The organism is Variovorax sp. VRV01, from assembly GCF_014852545.1.
Taxonomy (GTDB): domain Bacteria; phylum Pseudomonadota; class Gammaproteobacteria; order Burkholderiales; family Burkholderiaceae_C; genus Variovorax; species Variovorax beijingensis_A.
Map to the genome: position 1 here is coordinate 80,631 of NZ_JACVBS010000011.1, position 15,880 is coordinate 96,510.

Consider the following 15,880-nt stretch of genomic DNA (forward strand, 5'->3'; position numbering starts at 1 on the left):
GGGATCTTTCAGCGGAAGTGGCAGGCGACCCAGTGGCCGCCGATGGAAGACGAAGGCCGCTCGCTCAACTCGGGCGCTTTTTCCTTGCACACGGCCTGCGCCATCGGGCAGCGCGTGTGGAAGCGGCAGCCCGAAGGCGGATTGGCGGGGCTCGGTGGATCGCCCTGCAGCAGCATGCGGCGCGCGGGGGTGCGTGGATTGGGCACGGGTACCGCCGAGAGAAGGATCTCGGTGTAGGGATGCAGCGGCGCGGAGAACAGCGTGTTGCGGTCGGCAATCTCGACGATGTGGCCGAGATACATCACCGCTACGCGATGGCTGATGTGGCGCACCACCGCAAGGTCGTGCGCGACGAACAGGTAGGCAATGCCGAATTCGGCCTGCAGGTCCATCAGCAGGTTCACCACCTGCGCCTGCACCGACACGTCGAGTGCCGACACCGGCTCGTCGCAGACGATCAGCTTGGGGTTGAGCGCCAGCGCGCGCGCAATGCCCAGCCGCTGCCGTTGGCCGCCCGAGAACTCGTGAGGGAATTTCTTCGCCGCCTCGGGCCTGAGGCCCACGCGCGAGAACAGCCACTGCACGCGCTCGCGCCGCTCGGCGGCCGTGCCCGTGCCAAGATGGCTGAAGTTGCGCATGGGCTCGGCTACGATGTCGCCGGCCGTCAGGCGTGGGTTCAGCGAGGCATACGGGTCCTGGAAGATGATCTGCAGCTGGCGCCGGCGCAGCCGCATCTCGTTGGCGGAGAGCGTCAGCAGTTCCTCGCCCTCGAGCTGCACCGAGCCCGAGGTCGGCTCGACCAGCCGCATCACCGACTTGGCGGTGGTCGTCTTGCCGCAGCCCGATTCGCCGACCAGCGACAGCGTCTCGCCGCGCGCCACCGAGAACGAGACTCCATCGACCGCCTGGATCGCGGGCCTGGCCGGCCGCAGCCAGCGCTTGGGCGAGAGGTAGTGCTTGCGCAGGTTGCGCACCTGGAGCAGCGGCGCTGCGGTTGTCGTGGTCATGCGCTCACCTCGGCGGCCTTGGCCCATTGTTCTTCGACCGCGAAGCAGGCCACCACGTGGTCGTTGCCCTGCAGCGTGAGCTGCGGCGCCTCGGCGCGGCAGCGTTCGCGCGCCTGGCTGCAGCGCGCCGCAAAGGCGCAGCTGCGGCCCAGCTCGTGCGCGGCCGGCACCAGCCCCGGGATCTCGGCCAGCCGCGTGCTCGCGGTGTTCATCGACGGCATCGAGGCCATCAGTGCGCGCGTGTAGGGATGCAGCGGCCGGTCGAACAGGTCGACCACGTCGGCCTCTTCGACCTTCTTGCCGGCATACATCACGACCACGCGGTCGCAGCTCTCGGCCACCACGCCGAGGTCGTGCGTGATCATCACCACGCCCATGCCCAGTTCCTTCTGCAGCCGCTTGATGAGGTCGAGGATCTGCGCCTGGATCGTCACGTCGAGTGCGGTGGTGGGTTCGTCGGCAATCAGCACCTCGGGGTTGCAGGCCAGGGCCAGCGCGATCATCACGCGCTGGCGCATGCCGCCCGAAAGCTGGTGCGGATACTCGTTCACGCGCCGCTCGGGCTCGGGGATCTGCACCACGCGCAGCATTTCCACCGCGCGCTGCAGCGCTTCGCCGCGGCTGGCCTTCTGGTGCAGCTGCACTGTCTCGGCGATCTGCCGGCCCACGGTGAGCACCGGGTTCAGCGAGGTCATCGGCTCCTGGAAGATCATCGAGATGCGGTTGCCGCGGATCTGCTGCATCTCGTGTTCGCCGAGCTGCATCAGGTCGGTGCCGCGCAGGCGCACGGCGCCCATGTGGCGACCCGGCGGCGTCGGCACCAGCCGCAGGATCGAGAGCGCGGTCACGCTCTTGCCGCAGCCCGATTCGCCGACCACGCCGAGCGTGCGGCCCGCGCGCACGGTGTAGGACACGCCATCGACCGAGCGCACCACGCCGGCCAGCGTATGGAAATGGGTGCGCAGGTTGTCGACTTCGAGCAGGGGCTCGCCGGGCGCGAGCGCAAGGTGGGACATCGGTGCCATGGCGGGCCTCACAGCTGCCGCGCCAGGCGCGGGTCGAGCGCATCGCGCAGGCCGTCGCCGAGCAGGTTGATCGCCAGCACCGTGGCCGCCAGCAGCAGGCCCGGGTACAGGATGATGTGGAACGCCACTGCCACGAAGTTGCGGCCCTCGGCCATCATGTTGCCCCAGCTGGGCGTCTGCGCCGGCACGCCCACGCCGAGGAAGGACAGCGCCGCTTCCGTCAGCACCGCGGCGGCGGCCACGAAGGTCGACTGCACGATCAGCGGCGCCACCATGTTGGGCAGCACGTGCCGCAGCAGGATCACGGGCAGCCGCGTGCCCACCGCATGCGCCGCCTCGACATACAGCTGCTCGCGCAGGGTGAGCGCGAGCGAGCGCACCAGCCGCACCACGCGCGGAATCTCCGGCACCGTGATGGCGACGATCACCGTCGTGAGGCTGGCGCGCGTCACCGCCATGAGCGCAATGGCCAGCAGGATGCCGGGAATGGCCATGAGCCCGTCCATCACGCGCATCACCGGCCCGTCGGCCCAGCGCACGAAGCCCGCGATGAGGCCGATCAGCACGCCGAAGAAGGTGGCGAGCAGCGCGACCGAGGCGCCGACGATCATCGACACCTGCCCGCCCCACACGGCGCGGCTGAACACGTCGCGGCCGAGCGCATCGGTGCCGAACAGGTGTTCGGCCGAGGGCGGCTGCATGCGCGCGAGCGGGTCGATGTCCTGCGGATCGAAGGTGGCGATCCAGGGCGCGCCGATGGAGACCGCGGCCACTGCAACCAGCAGCAGCCCGCCGACGATCAGCGTCGGATGCTTGCGCACCCAGCGCCAGCGCGGCGGCACGAAGGGCGCATCGTCGGCCGCGGCAACGGGCGGCGCGGGCAGGGGGCTTTCACTCATCGGAAGTACGGTAGACATGGGGTCATCTAGTACGTGATGCGCGGATCGAACAGCCGGTAGCTCAGATCGATCAGCAGGTTGATCAGCACGTACACGCCGGCCGACAGCAGCAGCACGCTCTGGATCACGGGATAGTCGTGGCGCTGCACCGAATCGATCACGAGCCGGCCCACGCCCGGAATGGCGAACACCGTCTCGGTGACCACCACGCCGCCGATCAGGAGCGCGATGCCCACGCCCACCGTGGTGGCGATGGGAATGGCCGCATTGCGCAGCGCATGGCCCAGCACCGGCAGCACGCCCAGGCCCTTGGCGCGCGCGGTGCGGATGTAGTCTTCATGCAGCACCTCGAGCACGGTGGCGCGCGTCATGCGCGTGACGAGCGCGATGTACACCAGCGCGAGGTTCACGCAGGGCAGCACCAGGCCGCGCAGCCATTGGCCGGGGCTGTCGGAAAAGCGCACGTAGCCCTGCACCGGAAACCACGGCAGCTGGATCGCGAAGGCGTAGATCAGCAGGTAGCCCACCAGGAACACCGGCACCGAGAACGCGAGCACCGCGAACAGCATCACGAGCCGGTCGATCCAGCTGCCCGCGCGGTAGGCCGCGAGCGTGCCCAGCGGCACCGCCAGAACGAGCGTGATGGCCATGGTCAGCACCGCGATCGACACCGTGGGCTCCAGCCGCTGCGCGAGCAGCTGCGCCACCGGCACCTGGGTGAAGATCGAGGTGCCGAGATCGCCCGTGAAGAGCTTGCCCAGCCAGATTGCGAACTGCTGCCACAGCGGCAGGTTGAGGCCCAGCGCGGCGCGCAGTTTCTCGATGTCCTCGACCGAGGCGAGGTCGCCCGCGATCAGCGCCGCGGGGTCGCCCGGCGACAGGTGGATCAGCAGGAACACCACCACCGCCACCACGGCCATCACCGGCAGCGTCGAGAGAAATCGTCGGAGGATGTAGCCCATGGTGCCGCCGTGCGATGCCGCCTACTTGTCGAGCATCCAGACCGTCGGCATGCCGGCCCAGAGCTTGTCCGTGCCCTTGAGGCTCGCGCGCGCGGCAAACGCGGCCGTGTACTGGCCGGCGTTGATGTAGGGCACCGTTTCGTAGGCGCGGGCCTGGAAGGCGTCGAGGATCTCGCGGCGCTTGGCCTGCACGGTCTCCTTGAGCCAGGCGTTGCGCAGGTCGTCGAGCGGCTTGTCGCAGGGCCAGCCGGGCAGGGTGTTGCCGCAGGCCGCGCTCAGGTAGGCGTTGGTGATGGGGGAGTTGACGTCGAACTCGCCGGCCACCGTGACGTACATGTTCCAGCCGCCGGCCTCGGGCGCATCGCGCTTGGCGCGGCGCGCGCCGATGGAGGCCCAGTCCATGGTCTGCGCATCGACGTTCATGCCGATGCTGCGCATGGTCTGCGCGGCCATCAGCGCCTCGGCGTTGAGGTAGGTGACGTCGCTCGGCACCAGGATGGTGACCTTCTCGCCCTTGTAGCCGGCGTCCGCGAGCATCTTCTTGGCCTTGGCCACGTCGGCCTTGCGGTAGGGTTCGGCGCCCGCGGCGGTGTCGTTGGGGCTGCCGCAGATGAAGAAGGTCTGGCAGTAGCTCATGCGCATGTCCAGCGGATAGCCCATGGCCGCGACGATGCGTTCCTGGCTCACGGCCTGCAGCAGCGCCTGGCGCACCTTCGGGTTGTTGAAGGGCGGCAGCAGGTGGTTCATGACCAGGAAGCCCTGGTAGGTGCCGCCCGAGCCGATCTTCACGCCCGGGTCGGTGCGCAGCGGCGCGATGTAGTCGGGCGGCACTTGCTCCACCAGGTCGACCTCGCCGCGCTTGAGCGCCGCGATGGCGCTGTTGGCGTCGGGCAGGTAGAGCCATTCCACGCGATCGAAGCTGGTCTTCTTGCTGCCGGCCAGGCCGCTCGGCGCTTCGCTGCGCGGCAGGTAGTTGGGGTTGCGCACGAACACGGTCTTGTTGCCCGGCACCCATTCGTCGCGCTTGAAGATGAAGGGGCCGGAGCCGATCACCTCGGGCAGCGGCGCGGTGGCGGGCATCTTCGCGAGCCGCTCGGGCAGGATCACCAGCGGAAAGCTCGAGGGCTTGGCGAGCCCCTCGAGCACCAGGCCGAAGGGCTCGGCGAGCGTGAGCGTGAAGGTGCGCGCATCCACCGCCTTCCACTCGGCGCCGCCCGCCACCATGGCGCGGCCGATGCTGTCGCGTGCGGCCCAGCGCTGCAGCGAGGCAATCGCGTCGGCCGAGGTCACGGCGCTGCCGTCGGAGAACTTCAGGCCCGGGCGCAGCGTGAAGCTCCACTGTTTGCCGTCCTTGGAGGAGGTGTACTTCTCGGCCATCTGCGGCTGCGGCTTGCCGTTCGCATCCTGCGCGAACAGCGTGTCGTAGACCATGTAGCCGAAGTTGCGCGAAATGTAGGCGGTGGTGAAGGTCGGGTCGAGGATCTTCAGGTCGGCATGCGCCACCACCTTGAGCGTCTTGGGCGGCGCCGTCTGGGCGAGCGCCGGCAGGTACGCGGCCGAAAGCGCCAGGGTGGCAAGGGCTGCAAGCGTTCGTCGTTTCATCGTCGGTACTCCGATAGAGGCTGAAAAGAAGCGGGCCAGATTCATTCGCGAAACACCGCGGAACCGGCTTTGCCGGGCCGCTGGTGTTGCCCCCTGGAAGGGGGTTGGAGGCCACACGAAGTGGGCAAGCCTGGGGGTCATGCCGTGATCGGCCACTTGGGCAGGCGCGCCTTGCGGTAGGGCAGGGTGTTCAGGTCGAGCGTCACGGCGCCGGGAGCGCCGGCGTAGATCACGTGCTTCGCAACCTTCGAGTAAGAAGCGTAGAAGTGCTGCGACGACTTCACGACGATGATCTTCCTGGCCGCCAGGTCGCATCCGAGCTGCGTGAACAGGTCGGTGCCCATGGCCTGGTTGCGCAGCGTGACCAGCACGATCTCGATGCCGTTGGCCTCGACCAGCGCGCTGTCGCCCATGAGCGTGGGCGTGCCCGCCAGGCCCGTCATCACCAGGTCGTGCTTGAGCGCCTTCACGGTGCAGTCGAGGTCGATCGGGTCGCCCGAGAGCGGGCTGATCTTGCCGCCGATACGCATGGCCAGCTTCGCGCCCACGCCGGCATCGAAGGCGATGCGCACCGCGATCGGGTCCCACATCGGACCGATGGCCGCGTTCGCGATGCCGCGCTCGACCATGCGGCGCAGGATGAAGGTGGAGTCGCTGGCCGCGCCGCCGCCGGGGTTGTCGGCGCCGTCGGACAGCACTACCGGGCCACCGTCGAAGGCCAGCGCCTGGTCGAGCGAGGCGTCGATGCCCGGGTAGTCGATCGTGAGCCCGTCGCGCATGGCGATGACTTCGTCCGCGAGCTGGCGGGCGAGCGCATCGGCCTTGGCCTGGTCGCCGTCGGTGTAGACCAGCACCTTGGTGCCCATCTCGGCAACGTCGCCCCATGAGAAGCCGTGCGTGAGCGAGATCGACAGCACGCCGTCCCTGCCCTCGAGCGATTGCATGCGTTCGACGAACCCGCGCGCCGGCTCGCGCGAGGTGTGAACGGTAACGATCATGTCGCAGTCGACCATCGCGGCCACCGGCTTCACCTTGCCTTCGACCATTGCGGCGCAGATGTCCACCAGCTCCAGTCCGCGTTCGAGCACGTCGGTGTGCGGGTATTCCTTGAACGAGATCATCAGGTCGGCGTTGTCGACCATCTGGGGCGTCAGGTGGTTGTGCGGATCGAGTTCGGCGCCGATCACCACGCCGGGCCCGACGATCTGCCGCACGCGCGCGAGCAGATCGCCCTCGCAGTCGTCGTAGCCGTCGGCCACCATGGCGCCGTGCAGGCCGAGCAGCACCATGTCGACCGGCAGCACCGCGCGCAGGTCGGCCAGCAGTTCGTCGCGCAGCGTTTCGTAGGCGTGGCGCGTGGTGGTGCCGCTGGGCTGCGCGCCGGCCACCATGCCTTCGAACAGCTCCCAGCCGCGGTCGGCGCCGCGCATGCGCGCGGCCCACAGCGGGCCCGAGAACAGCGTCATCGCGTCCGGATGCTGGCCGGCCGGGAAGTAGCCGCGGTCCCTGAAGGAGGCGAGGCCGGTCGGCATCGGGCCGAAGGTGTTGGTTTCGGTGGCGAGGGAGGCGCTGAAGACACGCATGGGTTTGTCTCTGTGGTGGTGGGAGTGTTCTTGTCAGCCGGCTGCGACAGTGCGCAGCCGCTGCGGCCCGAGCATCTCGGCCGTGAGGCCGAAGCCCGCGATGCGTTCGGGCAGCGGCAGCCCGCGTGCCAGCGCGGCGCAGGCCTCGCCCATGGCCGCCGAGGTCTGGATGCCATAGCCGCCCTGCGCCGCAACCCAGAAGAAGCCCGGCGCGTCGGGATCGAAGCCGCCCACCAGGTCGCCGTCGGCCACGAAGGAGCGCAGGCCGGCCCAGGTGCGCGTGGGCCGGCGGATGGTGAGCGTGGTCGCTTCCTCGATGCGGTGGATCGCGAAGGCGATGTCCAGTTCTTCGGGCTGCACGTCCTGCGGCTCGACCGGGTCCGCATTGGCCGGCGAGCCGAGCAGCATGCCGGCATCGGGCTTGATGTACCAGCCTTCGTCGGCGCCGAAGACCATGGGCCAGTGTGCGACGCTGCTGCCTTCGGGCGGCGCGAAGATGAAAGCCGAGCGCCGGCGCGGCTCGATGCCGATGGGCTGCACGCCAGCCAGCTGCGCGATGGTGTCGACCCAGGCGCCCGCGGCATTGAGCAGCACCGGCGCTTCGTACACGGCGCCGCCAGCGGTCACGCGCCAGCGCTCGCCGATGCGCTCGATGGCCGTCACGCCGGCATCGCACACCAGCTTGCCGCCGGCCTGCCGCATGCCGCGCAGGTAGCCCTGGTGGATGGCGTGCACGTCCATGTCGGCGGCATCGGGTTCGTAGACCGCGCCGGCGACCTGCTCGGGCCGCAGGGCCGGCACCATCGCGAGTGCCTCTTCGCTGCCCAGGCGCGTGGCGCCGGTGTTCATGGCGCGCAGCACGTTCCAGTGGGCTTCGAGCTCCGGCAGGTGCTCGGTGCTCGCGACCATCATCGCGCCGCGTGGCGTGAGCAGCGGGTGTTCGGAAAAACCTTCGGGCGGATGCTCGAGAAAGGCGCGGCTCGCCATGGTGAGGGCGCGCACCTGCGCCGTGCCGTAGCTTTCCATGAAGAGCGCGGCCGAGCGGCCGGTGGAGTGGTAGCCTGGCTGGGCTTCGCGTTCGAGCAGGATCACGCGGGCGTGCGGCGCGAGCCAGTGGGCCACCGAAGCCCCGGCAATGCCGCCGCCAATCACAAGGTAGTCGGCCACCGTGGGTGCTTTGGAATTTGCAGTCATCGGCGAAAAGTGTAGGTAGAAATTTGCGGATACGCAAATAAAATAGAGGGCACCAAGGGGAAACCATGGTGCACCTGGTCGGTGAAATTTGCGTCAACGCAATTTGCGTATACGCAACTTCCGGGCCTGCACCGCCCGGGCCGCAAGGAACGGCGCGGCACCGGGCTGGCAGAATTGCGCTGCACCACAAGAGAAAGCCAAGCGTGAATCCACACACAGGGACCAAGCCGGGGACAAGGCCGAAGGACGAGGCGCCCACGCTGGACCGCACCACCTTCGGCCATCGCCTGCGCGCCGCGCGCAAGCGCTTCGGCTGGACGCTGGCGCAGCTGGCCGAGCGCTCGGGCGTGTCGATCACCACCATCTCGCGCGCCGAGCGCGGCCAGCTCGCGCTGGGCTACGAGAACTTCACCGCGCTCGGCCGTGCGCTGGAGATGGACATGAACGCCATGTTCGCGGGCGCCGGCGTCAAGCCCGCGCAGCTCGACGGGCCGGTCGTCACGCGCGCCGGCAAGGGCGTGGTGTACCGGGGCCTGTCGATCGCGTATGAATTCCTCGGCACCACGGCGGCCGGCAAGCAGATGAGCCCCATCGTGGGCACCGTGCATGCGCGCCGCATCCACGGCCCGGAAGACTTCGTGCGGCACTCCGGCGAGGAATTCGCCTACGTGCTGTCAGGCGAGATCGAGGTGCACTTCGACAACGGCGAGGTGGTGCGCCTGGCGCGCGGCGACTCGCTGTACTTCGACAGCCGCATCGGCCACGCCTATGTGAGCGTGAGCCGGCAGCTCGCCAAGATCGTGGGCATGACCACCGCGGAGAGCGGGCACATGAGGTCGGCGCGCGAGGCGCCTGAGCCGGGGCCGGAGCCGGAGCCGGAGCCGAAGCGCAAGGCCGCGGCAAGGAAGACCCGCCGCGGCCGGAAGGATTGAAAGGACGGCTCTTGCAAGGTGTTGACTGCGGCGCGGTGCCAACGCTATAGTCGCGGCCGCAGTCGCCCACGCGGCGCTGCCGTAAGCGTTACCGTCATCCAACGCGTCCTTTGTCGAGAGGATCCCAGCGGGGAATATCTCGATTCATAAAGACGCGCCTTGGCATGACATCACTTTTCTCATCCGCTTCCGTTCGCCCCCTCGAGACCCGTTCTGCTTTCACGGGGCTCGCCCCGGTGGTGCTGGCGGTCTTCCTCGGATTCCTTGCAATCAGCGTTCCGCTGGCCGCGCTCGCGCTCCAGGTGCGCGACCACCTGGGATTCGGCACGGCCACCGTCGGCTGGGCCATCGGCCTTCAGTCGCTCGCCACCTTGCTGACCCGCCACCAGGCCGGCACGCTCTGCGACCAGCGCGGCCCGCGGGCCGCTGTGCTTCTCGGCCTTCCGCTGGCCGCCTGTTCGGGCCTGGCCTATGGCTTGTCGAACGCCCTGCCCATCGATCCCGCTGCGAAGCTTGCCGTCCTGCTGCTGGGCCGGCTGTTGGCGGGCATTGGCGAAAGCCTGTTTCTCACCGGCTTGATGAGCTGGGGCATTGCACGCGTGGGCGCCGCCCGCACCGGACAGGTGATGTCATGGACGGGCATTGCCATCTACGCCGCGCTCGGGCTCGGCGCGCCGCTCGGGCTGGCCGTGCAGGCGTCGCATGGCTTCACCGGTGTGGGCGTGGCCGCGCTGCTGGCACCGATGCTGGCCTGGGCCATCGCGGCGCGCCTTCCGGCGGTGGCCGCGGCAGGCGGGCAGCGCGTGCCCTTTCATCGGGTGCTCGGACTGATCTGGCGGCCAGGTCTCGTGCTCGCGCTGGCGACCGTGCCCTATGCCGCGATGGCGGCCTTCCTGACGCTCGACTACGCCGCCCACGGCTGGCCGCATGCCGGCACGGCGCTGCTCGGCTTCGGTGTCGCCTATGTCTTCGTGCGGCTGGCCGGTTCGGGCCTGCCGGACCGCTTCGGCGCGACGCGCGTGGCCGTGGGTTCGTTGATTTTCGAGGCCGTGGGGCAGGTGCTCGTCTGGTGCGCCGCCACGCCCGCGATGGCCGTGTGCGGAGCCACGCTGACGGGGCTCGGCTTTTCGCTCGTGTTCCCGGCGATGGGCGTGCTGGCGACCCGGTCGGTGCCGCCGCAGCAGCGCGGCCGCGCGGTGGGCAACTTCATTGCGTTTGCGGACATCGCAATGGGGGTGACCGGACCCGCGGTCGGCATTGCGACGCAGTGGCTCGGGATCACGGCAGCTTTCCTCGTGGGTGCCGGCGCGACCTGTGCCGCGCTGTGCCTGCTGCCTTCCTTGCGGCTCGGCCGCAGCAGCGGCTAGCGGCGCGAAGCGCTACCGCATGGGGCCGCCATGGCACTGTCGCCGATTTGCAGCGCGCCGCGCTTCGGCTCGCTATGCTGGCGCCCGCCATCCACTCCAACAAAGAGAACCTTCATGACCATGCGCTCCTCGCCTTTCTTCGCCCTGCGCTCCATTGCACTGGCCTGCGGCCTCGTGTTCGGTGCCGCCGCCGCCGCGCATGCCGCGCCCGATGCCAAGCTGCTCGCCGCCGCTGAAAAGGCGCAGCCCGCGGTGATCGACAACCTCAAGGAAATGGTGCTGATCGAGTCGGGCAGCCTCAACGTCGACGGCCTGCTCAAGATGGCCGACGTGGTGGAAGCGCGCCTGAAGGCCGCCGGCTTCAAGACCGAGCGGCGCAAGGCCACATCCGGTGCGGGCGCCGACATCGTCATCGGCACCCTCAAGGGAACCGGCAAGCGCAAGATCATGCTGCAGGGCCACATGGACACGGTGTACGCCGCCGGCATCCTGAACAGCCAGCCCTACAAGGTCGACGGCAAGCGCATCTACGGACCGGGCATCGCGGACGACAAGGGCGGACTCGCGGTGATGATGGCTTCGCTGAAGATCCTGGCCGACGCGGGCTGGCGCGACTACGACACGCTCACGGTGCTCATGAACCCCGACGAAGAGGTGGGCTCGGTCGGCTCCGGCGAACTCATCGCAACCATGGCCGATCAGCACGACACGGTGCTGTCCTTCGAGCCCACCGCGGCCAAGTCGGTGGCCAAGGGCGAATCGCTGCTGCTGGGCGCGGCCGGCATCGCGCAGGCCACGCTCGATGTGAAGGGCCGCGCATCGCATGCAGGTGCTGCACCCGAGCTGGGCCGCAACGCCCTGTACGAGCTGTCGTACCAGCTGCTGCAGACCCGCGACGTGGCAAAGGACATTCCCGGCGTCGCACTCAACTGGACCGTGGCTCGCGCCACCGGGCCGATCAACCAGATCACCGAAAAGGCGCAGGCGCTCGGCGACATCCGCATCACGCAGCCTGGCGCCGAGAAGAAGCTCGAAGCCGCGCTGCAGGCGAAGATCGCGAGCGGCAAGCTGGTGCCCGACACCGAGACCACGCTCAAGGTGGAAGTGGGCCGTCCGGCTTTCGTGGCGGGCGAGAAGGGCCGCGCGCTGGGCGAGAAGGCGCAGGCCATCTACAAGGAGATCGATCGCGAGCTCGCGCTCACGCCAATGACCGGCGGCGGCACCGATGCCGGCTATGCAGGCCGCTCCGGCAAGGCCACCGTGGTCGAGAGCTTCGGCCTGGCGGGCTTCGGCTATCACGCGCGCGACGAATACATCGAGGTCGACTCGATCGTGCCGCGCCTTTATCTCGTCACCCGGCTGCTGACCGAAATCGGCAAGCAATAGCAGCGCGCGCCGCGGCGCTGCTTCTCAGGGTTGATCCTTGGGAGGTTCGCCGGGGCGGCCGGGTGGCCGGCGATGGGCGGCTGCGGCTGCGGCCGCATGCTGCTGGGCCTGCTGTTGGCGCTGGGCCGCCTGTTGCTGCTGCTGTTGTTGGTGGAGCTGGGCCTGTTGCTGTTGGCGCTGCTGCTGCATCGCCTGTTGTTGTTGCTGGCGCGCGGCTTGCGCCTGCTGTTCCTGCTGCCGGTGCATCTGCTCTTGCTGCTGCTGGCGGGCATGTTGCTGCGCCTGCTGCCGCTGCATCTGTTGCTGCTGCGCCTGCTGCTGCTGGAGCACGCGGGCTTGTTGCTGGGCTTGCTGCTGCTGTGCCTGCTGGCGCCGCGATTGCTCCTGCTGTGCCGACTGCCTTTGCTGCTGGCGCTCCTGCATGGCCTGCTGCTGTTGTTGAGCCTGCTGGCTGGCGGCGCGCGCCTGTTGCTGCTGGGCCGCCTGCTGCCGCCGTGCCTGGTCCTGCTGCTGTTGTTGAAGCAAGGCCTGCGGCGCCTGCGTGGGCGCGTTGTGTGCCTGCTGCCGTGCCTGTCGTTGCGCCTGCCGTTCTTGCTGTTCCTGCTGGCGCTGGCGGGCCTGCAACTGCTGGGCTTGTTGCGCGGCTTGCTGCTGTTCCTGCTGCTGGCGCATGAAGACTTGCTGCTGCCGTGCCTGCTGCTCCCGTTGTTGTTGCTGTTGCTGCGCGAACTGGGCGTTCTGTGGCGGGGGCAGGCTCGGCGCGGCCGCGAAATTGGGCGCGGGAGCGCCTGGCGGCAGGCTGCGCGGTGCGTTGTTGTAGACATTGCGCACGTTGTTGACCACGGTCGTCGAACGCGAGATGTAGGTGCTGTTGTTGTAGATCACGGCAGGCCGCGCATAGGCCGGCGGCACCGCGCGGTCGCGATCGCTATCGCGGTCACGGTAGCGCGGCGCACCCCAGTTCACATCCCAGGAGCGCCAGCCCCAGTCGTGCCGCTGGAGCGCGGCGCCCACGACCACGCCGAGCCCGAAGGTGAACGCGCCTGCCGCCGCCACCTGGCCGCGGCTGTAGCCAGGCGCAACCTCGACGGGCGGGGTGTACGCATAGCCGGGGTACACGGGCACGGGTTCGCCGTAGATGCGCTGCGGGTCGTAGCTCGGTACGTAGACCACGTCGGGCTGTGCGGGCTCGATGGTGATGAACTGCGGCGGCGGCTCGACCACGGCGGGGCCCGCGTAGACGGGCTGCATGTCAGGCGCCGGTGCGTAGTTGCGCGGTGTGGCGGCGCTGGCCACGCGCAGCTTGTCGTTGTTCTTGAGCCGGCCCGCCGCCGATGCGCGCTGGCGCATGACCTGGATCGCGTTCATCACGTCGGCCGGATCGTTGTAGTAGGCCTGCCCCAGCGCTTCGGTCCACGCGATGTTGCCGGCCATCTGGTCCAGCACCGGGCGGAATGCGGTGAGCGCCTTGACGCTCGGGTCCCAGGGCTGCTGGTTGGCCGCGTCGGCGAGCGCGCCGCCCTTCAAGGCCGCGTTCTGCACGAGCCAGCCGTGCGCCGCAGTGATCTGCTCGGGATAGGTGGCGCCGGCCAGCACTTGCGCCACCAGCTTGTCGGGGTACAGCGCGACGGGTGCGACCAGCTGGTAGAGCTGCTCGGCCGGGGGCGGCGTGTAGGCCGCGGGTGCGGGGGCAGCCGGCGCTGGTGTGGACGCCGCAGCCGCTGGAGGCGAGGGCGCGGGTGCCGGCACCGAAGGCGTGTCGGTCCTGTTGCAGCCAGCGATGGCGAGCGCGCCGGTGCACAGCGAGATCGTCAGGAGCCGCGCGAGCGGTGTGCGGCGCAGTGATGTTGTCATCTGGAGTTCCTGTGGGCGCAGAAGTCACGCCTTCGAAACTCTTCAACGGCGCGCTACCTGTAGCGACGACGCCAGCGTGCATCGTCGATGCAACGGTCTGTGTCGGTGTTGCGCCGCCTGTGCTGTCGGCGCAGAACCACAAGTCGCCAGAAACCCTACTTGGCCCCGCCCGTGTATTTGCTGACGCTCGTTGCGTTCACGTGGTAGCCGCTCACGCCCATCATCGAATCATTGCGCAGGGTCTGCAGCTTGCCGGTGACCCACACGGTGTCCATGGCGCGGAACTTGGCGCCCTTGGGCGTGACCACATGCAGGATCTGGTTGGCCGGCGGCGGCGGCGTATGGATGCAGGCGCCGAAGTAAGGCACGAGCAGGAACTCGGTGACTTCGCCCTTGGCTTCCTCGAGCGGCACGATGAAACCCGGGATCTTGATGTCCGCGCCGTTCATGGCCGGGTTGGTCGGCGCGTTGTTCGACACTTCCTGCATTTTCATGAGCAGCTCGTTGGCGCGCGGGTCGCCGTCGTTGAGCGCGCTCAGGTCCATGCCCTTGAATTCCTTGGCCGGGTCCCAGTCCTTGGGCACGAGTTCTTCCCAGGTGATCTGGCGCGGCTGGCCCGGCGCGGCCTTGGCCGCTGCGGCAGGTGCGGCAGGTGCGGCCTTTCCGCCGAGCGGGTTCGATGCGGTCGTGTCCTTGGGCGCCGGCTCGGCGGCCCATGTGGCGGCGGCCAGGCCGGCGCCGGCCAGCAGCATCGAAAGCCGCGTGAAAGCCTTGATCGTGGGGTTCTTCTTTGCGATGCGCATGGTTCAAATCCTCGGTGAGAGGCCGTCGGCAAGAGAGAGTCGGTAGGCCCGGATGCCGGGCAAGAGGCTCGCCAGCCAACCCGCGACCAGCAGGCTCGCCATCAGCAGCCATTCGTTCAGTGTAGGTGGCGAAAGGGTCAATGTCAGCCCGAACTGCGCCTGCAGCCATGGCGCGAGCAGGGCGATGCCGAGCACCGCCATCAGCACGCCGAAGGCCACGCCCAGCACTGTGACCATGGCGCCTTCGAGCGCAAGCAGCGCCAGCACATGGCGCAGGCCGGCGCCCACGGCGCGCAGCACGGCCAGCTCGCGCCGCCTTTCGTTGAGCCCGGCCATCACCACCGAGACCAGGCCCGCAAGGCTCACGAGCGCGACCAGTGCCGACATCAGCAGCAGGGCGTTCTCGCCGATGCCGATCACGCTCCACAGCTCGTCGAGCGCCACGCCCGGCAGGATGGCCATCAGCGGCTCGCCGGTGTAGGTGGAAATCCAGCGCTGCACGCCGAACACGGCGGAACGGTTCTTCAGGCCCACGAGCGCGGCCGTCACGTTCTTGGGCGTGAGATCGAACTTGCGCACCTGCTCGGCCGGGATCTTCACGCCCGGCATCGGCGCGCCGCCCACCCACTCGAGATGGATCGCTTCCATCGCCTCGAGGCCGATGTGCACCGTGCGGTCGACCGGCGTGCCGGTGCGCGCGAGCACGCCCACCACGGTGAAGGGCTTGTCGGCATGCTCGGACGCGTTGAGTTCGCCGCTGCCGTGCGCGAGCGTGATCCTCTGACCGACGTGGTAGCCGAGCTTGTCGGCCACTTCGGCGCCCACCACCGCATCGAACAGCGCGCTGAAGGGCTTGCCCTCGCGCAGCGCGAGCGGCTGGCGGTTGCCGTAGCGAAAGCGCGTGAAGTATTCGGGCGAGGTGGCGAGCACCGCGAAGCCGCGGTGCGAATCGCCCAGCGAAAGCGGCACCACCCAGTCGACGCCGGGGTGCGCGGCCAGCGCCTGCACGCTCTTCCATGAAATGTTGTTGGTGGCCGCGCCGATGCGGAACACCGAGTACAGCAGCAACTGCGTGGCGCCGGTGCGCGCGCCCACGATCAGGTCGGTGCCCGAGACGGACGAGGCGAAGTTCTCGCGCAGCTCGGTGCGGATGCGCTCGACGCCGAGCAGGAGGAAGGTCGACAGCGCGATCGAGAACACCGTGAGCGCCAGCGTGAAACGCCGGTTCCAGGCACTGCGCCAGGCAATGGAAAAGAGCGCCTTCAT

At 68.9% G+C, this 15,880-nt stretch carries 13 protein-coding genes; 3 read left to right on the forward strand and 10 right to left on the reverse strand.

Annotated features, from left to right (window positions below; genetic code table 11):
• Positions 1-8 precede the first annotated feature (8 nt).
• The 7 genes from IB278_RS20060 to IB278_RS20090 form a co-directional block, all read right to left on the reverse strand.
• Complete coding sequence (locus IB278_RS20060; RefSeq protein ID WP_145741685.1) at positions 9-1,007, reverse strand: ABC transporter ATP-binding protein; 999 nt, start codon at positions 1,005-1,007, stop codon at positions 9-11.
• Positions 1,004-2,032 (reverse strand): ABC transporter ATP-binding protein, encoded by a 1,029-nt coding sequence (locus IB278_RS20065; protein WP_192325018.1) that lies wholly within the window; start codon positions 2,030-2,032, stop codon positions 1,004-1,006. Before IB278_RS20065 ends, IB278_RS20060 begins: the two co-directional genes overlap by 4 nt.
• Positions 2,033-2,040: 8 nt before the next feature.
• Positions 2,041-2,949 (reverse strand): ABC transporter permease, encoded by a 909-nt coding sequence (locus IB278_RS20070; RefSeq protein WP_225613028.1) that lies wholly within the window; start codon positions 2,947-2,949, stop codon positions 2,041-2,043.
• 8 nt (positions 2,950-2,957) lie between these two features.
• Entirely contained in the window at positions 2,958-3,893 is a 936-nt protein-coding gene (locus IB278_RS20075; protein ID WP_192325020.1) for an ABC transporter permease, read from the reverse strand.
• Positions 3,894-3,914: 21 nt separating this feature from the next.
• Positions 3,915-5,495, reverse strand: a complete 1,581-nt coding sequence (locus IB278_RS20080; RefSeq protein ID WP_192325022.1) for an ABC transporter substrate-binding protein — start codon at positions 5,493-5,495, stop codon at positions 3,915-3,917.
• 137 nt (positions 5,496-5,632) lie between these two features.
• Complete coding sequence (locus IB278_RS20085; protein WP_192325025.1) at positions 5,633-7,078, reverse strand: M81 family metallopeptidase; 1,446 nt, start codon at positions 7,076-7,078, stop codon at positions 5,633-5,635.
• Between the two features lie 33 nt (positions 7,079-7,111).
• On the reverse strand, positions 7,112-8,272 hold the full coding sequence (locus tag IB278_RS20090; RefSeq protein ID WP_192325026.1) for an NAD(P)/FAD-dependent oxidoreductase: 1,161 nt from the start codon (positions 8,270-8,272) through the stop codon (positions 7,112-7,114).
• A 203-nt stretch (positions 8,273-8,475) separates the two neighbouring features.
• Between IB278_RS20090 and IB278_RS20095 the strand changes: the two genes are divergently transcribed.
• From IB278_RS20095 to IB278_RS20105, 3 genes are all read left to right on the forward strand, one after another.
• Positions 8,476-9,204, forward strand: coding sequence for a helix-turn-helix domain-containing protein (locus IB278_RS20095; protein WP_192325028.1), 729 nt, complete (start codon positions 8,476-8,478; stop codon positions 9,202-9,204).
• Between the two features lie 164 nt (positions 9,205-9,368).
• The gene (locus IB278_RS20100) at positions 9,369-10,571 is read left to right on the forward strand and encodes an MFS transporter (RefSeq protein ID WP_145741700.1); all 1,203 of its coding nucleotides are present in this window, start codon (positions 9,369-9,371) and stop codon (positions 10,569-10,571) included.
• Between the two features lie 114 nt (positions 10,572-10,685).
• A complete protein-coding gene (locus IB278_RS20105; RefSeq protein WP_192325030.1) occupies positions 10,686-11,957 on the forward strand; it encodes a M20/M25/M40 family metallo-hydrolase in 1,272 nt (423 codons plus the stop codon).
• Positions 11,958-11,981: 24 nt separating this feature from the next.
• Here IB278_RS20105 and IB278_RS20110 read toward each other — a convergent pair whose 3' ends face one another.
• The 3 genes from IB278_RS20110 to IB278_RS20120 form a co-directional block, all read right to left on the reverse strand.
• Entirely contained in the window at positions 11,982-13,811 is a 1,830-nt protein-coding gene (locus IB278_RS20110; protein WP_192325032.1) for a DUF3300 domain-containing protein, read from the reverse strand.
• Positions 13,812-13,966: 155 nt separating this feature from the next.
• On the reverse strand, positions 13,967-14,614 hold the full coding sequence (locus IB278_RS20115) for a DUF3299 domain-containing protein (RefSeq protein ID WP_192325034.1): 648 nt from the start codon (positions 14,612-14,614) through the stop codon (positions 13,967-13,969).
• A 3-nt stretch (positions 14,615-14,617) separates the two neighbouring features.
• Positions 14,618-15,880 (reverse strand): ABC transporter permease, encoded by a 1,263-nt coding sequence (locus IB278_RS20120; protein ID WP_192325036.1) that lies wholly within the window; start codon positions 15,878-15,880, stop codon positions 14,618-14,620.

Coding starts and splice junctions, on each gene's coding strand:
- IB278_RS20085 (WP_192325025.1), bottom strand. CDS start 7,078: ATGCGTGTCTTCAGCGCCTCCCTCGCCACCGAAACCAACACCTTCGGC.
- IB278_RS20070 (WP_225613028.1), bottom strand. CDS start 2,949: ATGTCTACCGTACTTCCGATGAGTGAAAGCCCCCTGCCCGCGCCGCCC.
- IB278_RS20115 (WP_192325034.1), bottom strand. CDS start 14,614: ATGCGCATCGCAAAGAAGAACCCCACGATCAAGGCTTTCACGCGGCTT.
- IB278_RS20100 (WP_145741700.1), top strand. CDS start 9,369: ATGACATCACTTTTCTCATCCGCTTCCGTTCGCCCCCTCGAGACCCGT.
- IB278_RS20105 (WP_192325030.1), top strand. CDS start 10,686: ATGACCATGCGCTCCTCGCCTTTCTTCGCCCTGCGCTCCATTGCACTG.
- IB278_RS20080 (WP_192325022.1), bottom strand. CDS start 5,495: ATGAAACGACGAACGCTTGCAGCCCTTGCCACCCTGGCGCTTTCGGCC.
- IB278_RS20065 (WP_192325018.1), bottom strand. CDS start 2,032: ATGGCACCGATGTCCCACCTTGCGCTCGCGCCCGGCGAGCCCCTGCTC.
- IB278_RS20075 (WP_192325020.1), bottom strand. CDS start 3,893: ATGGGCTACATCCTCCGACGATTTCTCTCGACGCTGCCGGTGATGGCC.
- IB278_RS20060 (WP_145741685.1), bottom strand. CDS start 1,007: ATGACCACGACAACCGCAGCGCCGCTGCTCCAGGTGCGCAACCTGCGC.
- IB278_RS20110 (WP_192325032.1), bottom strand. CDS start 13,811: ATGACAACATCACTGCGCCGCACACCGCTCGCGCGGCTCCTGACGATC.
- IB278_RS20120 (WP_192325036.1), bottom strand. CDS start 15,880: ATGAAGGCGCTCTTTTCCATTGCCTGGCGCAGTGCCTGGAACCGGCGT.
- IB278_RS20090 (WP_192325026.1), bottom strand. CDS start 8,272: ATGACTGCAAATTCCAAAGCACCCACGGTGGCCGACTACCTTGTGATT.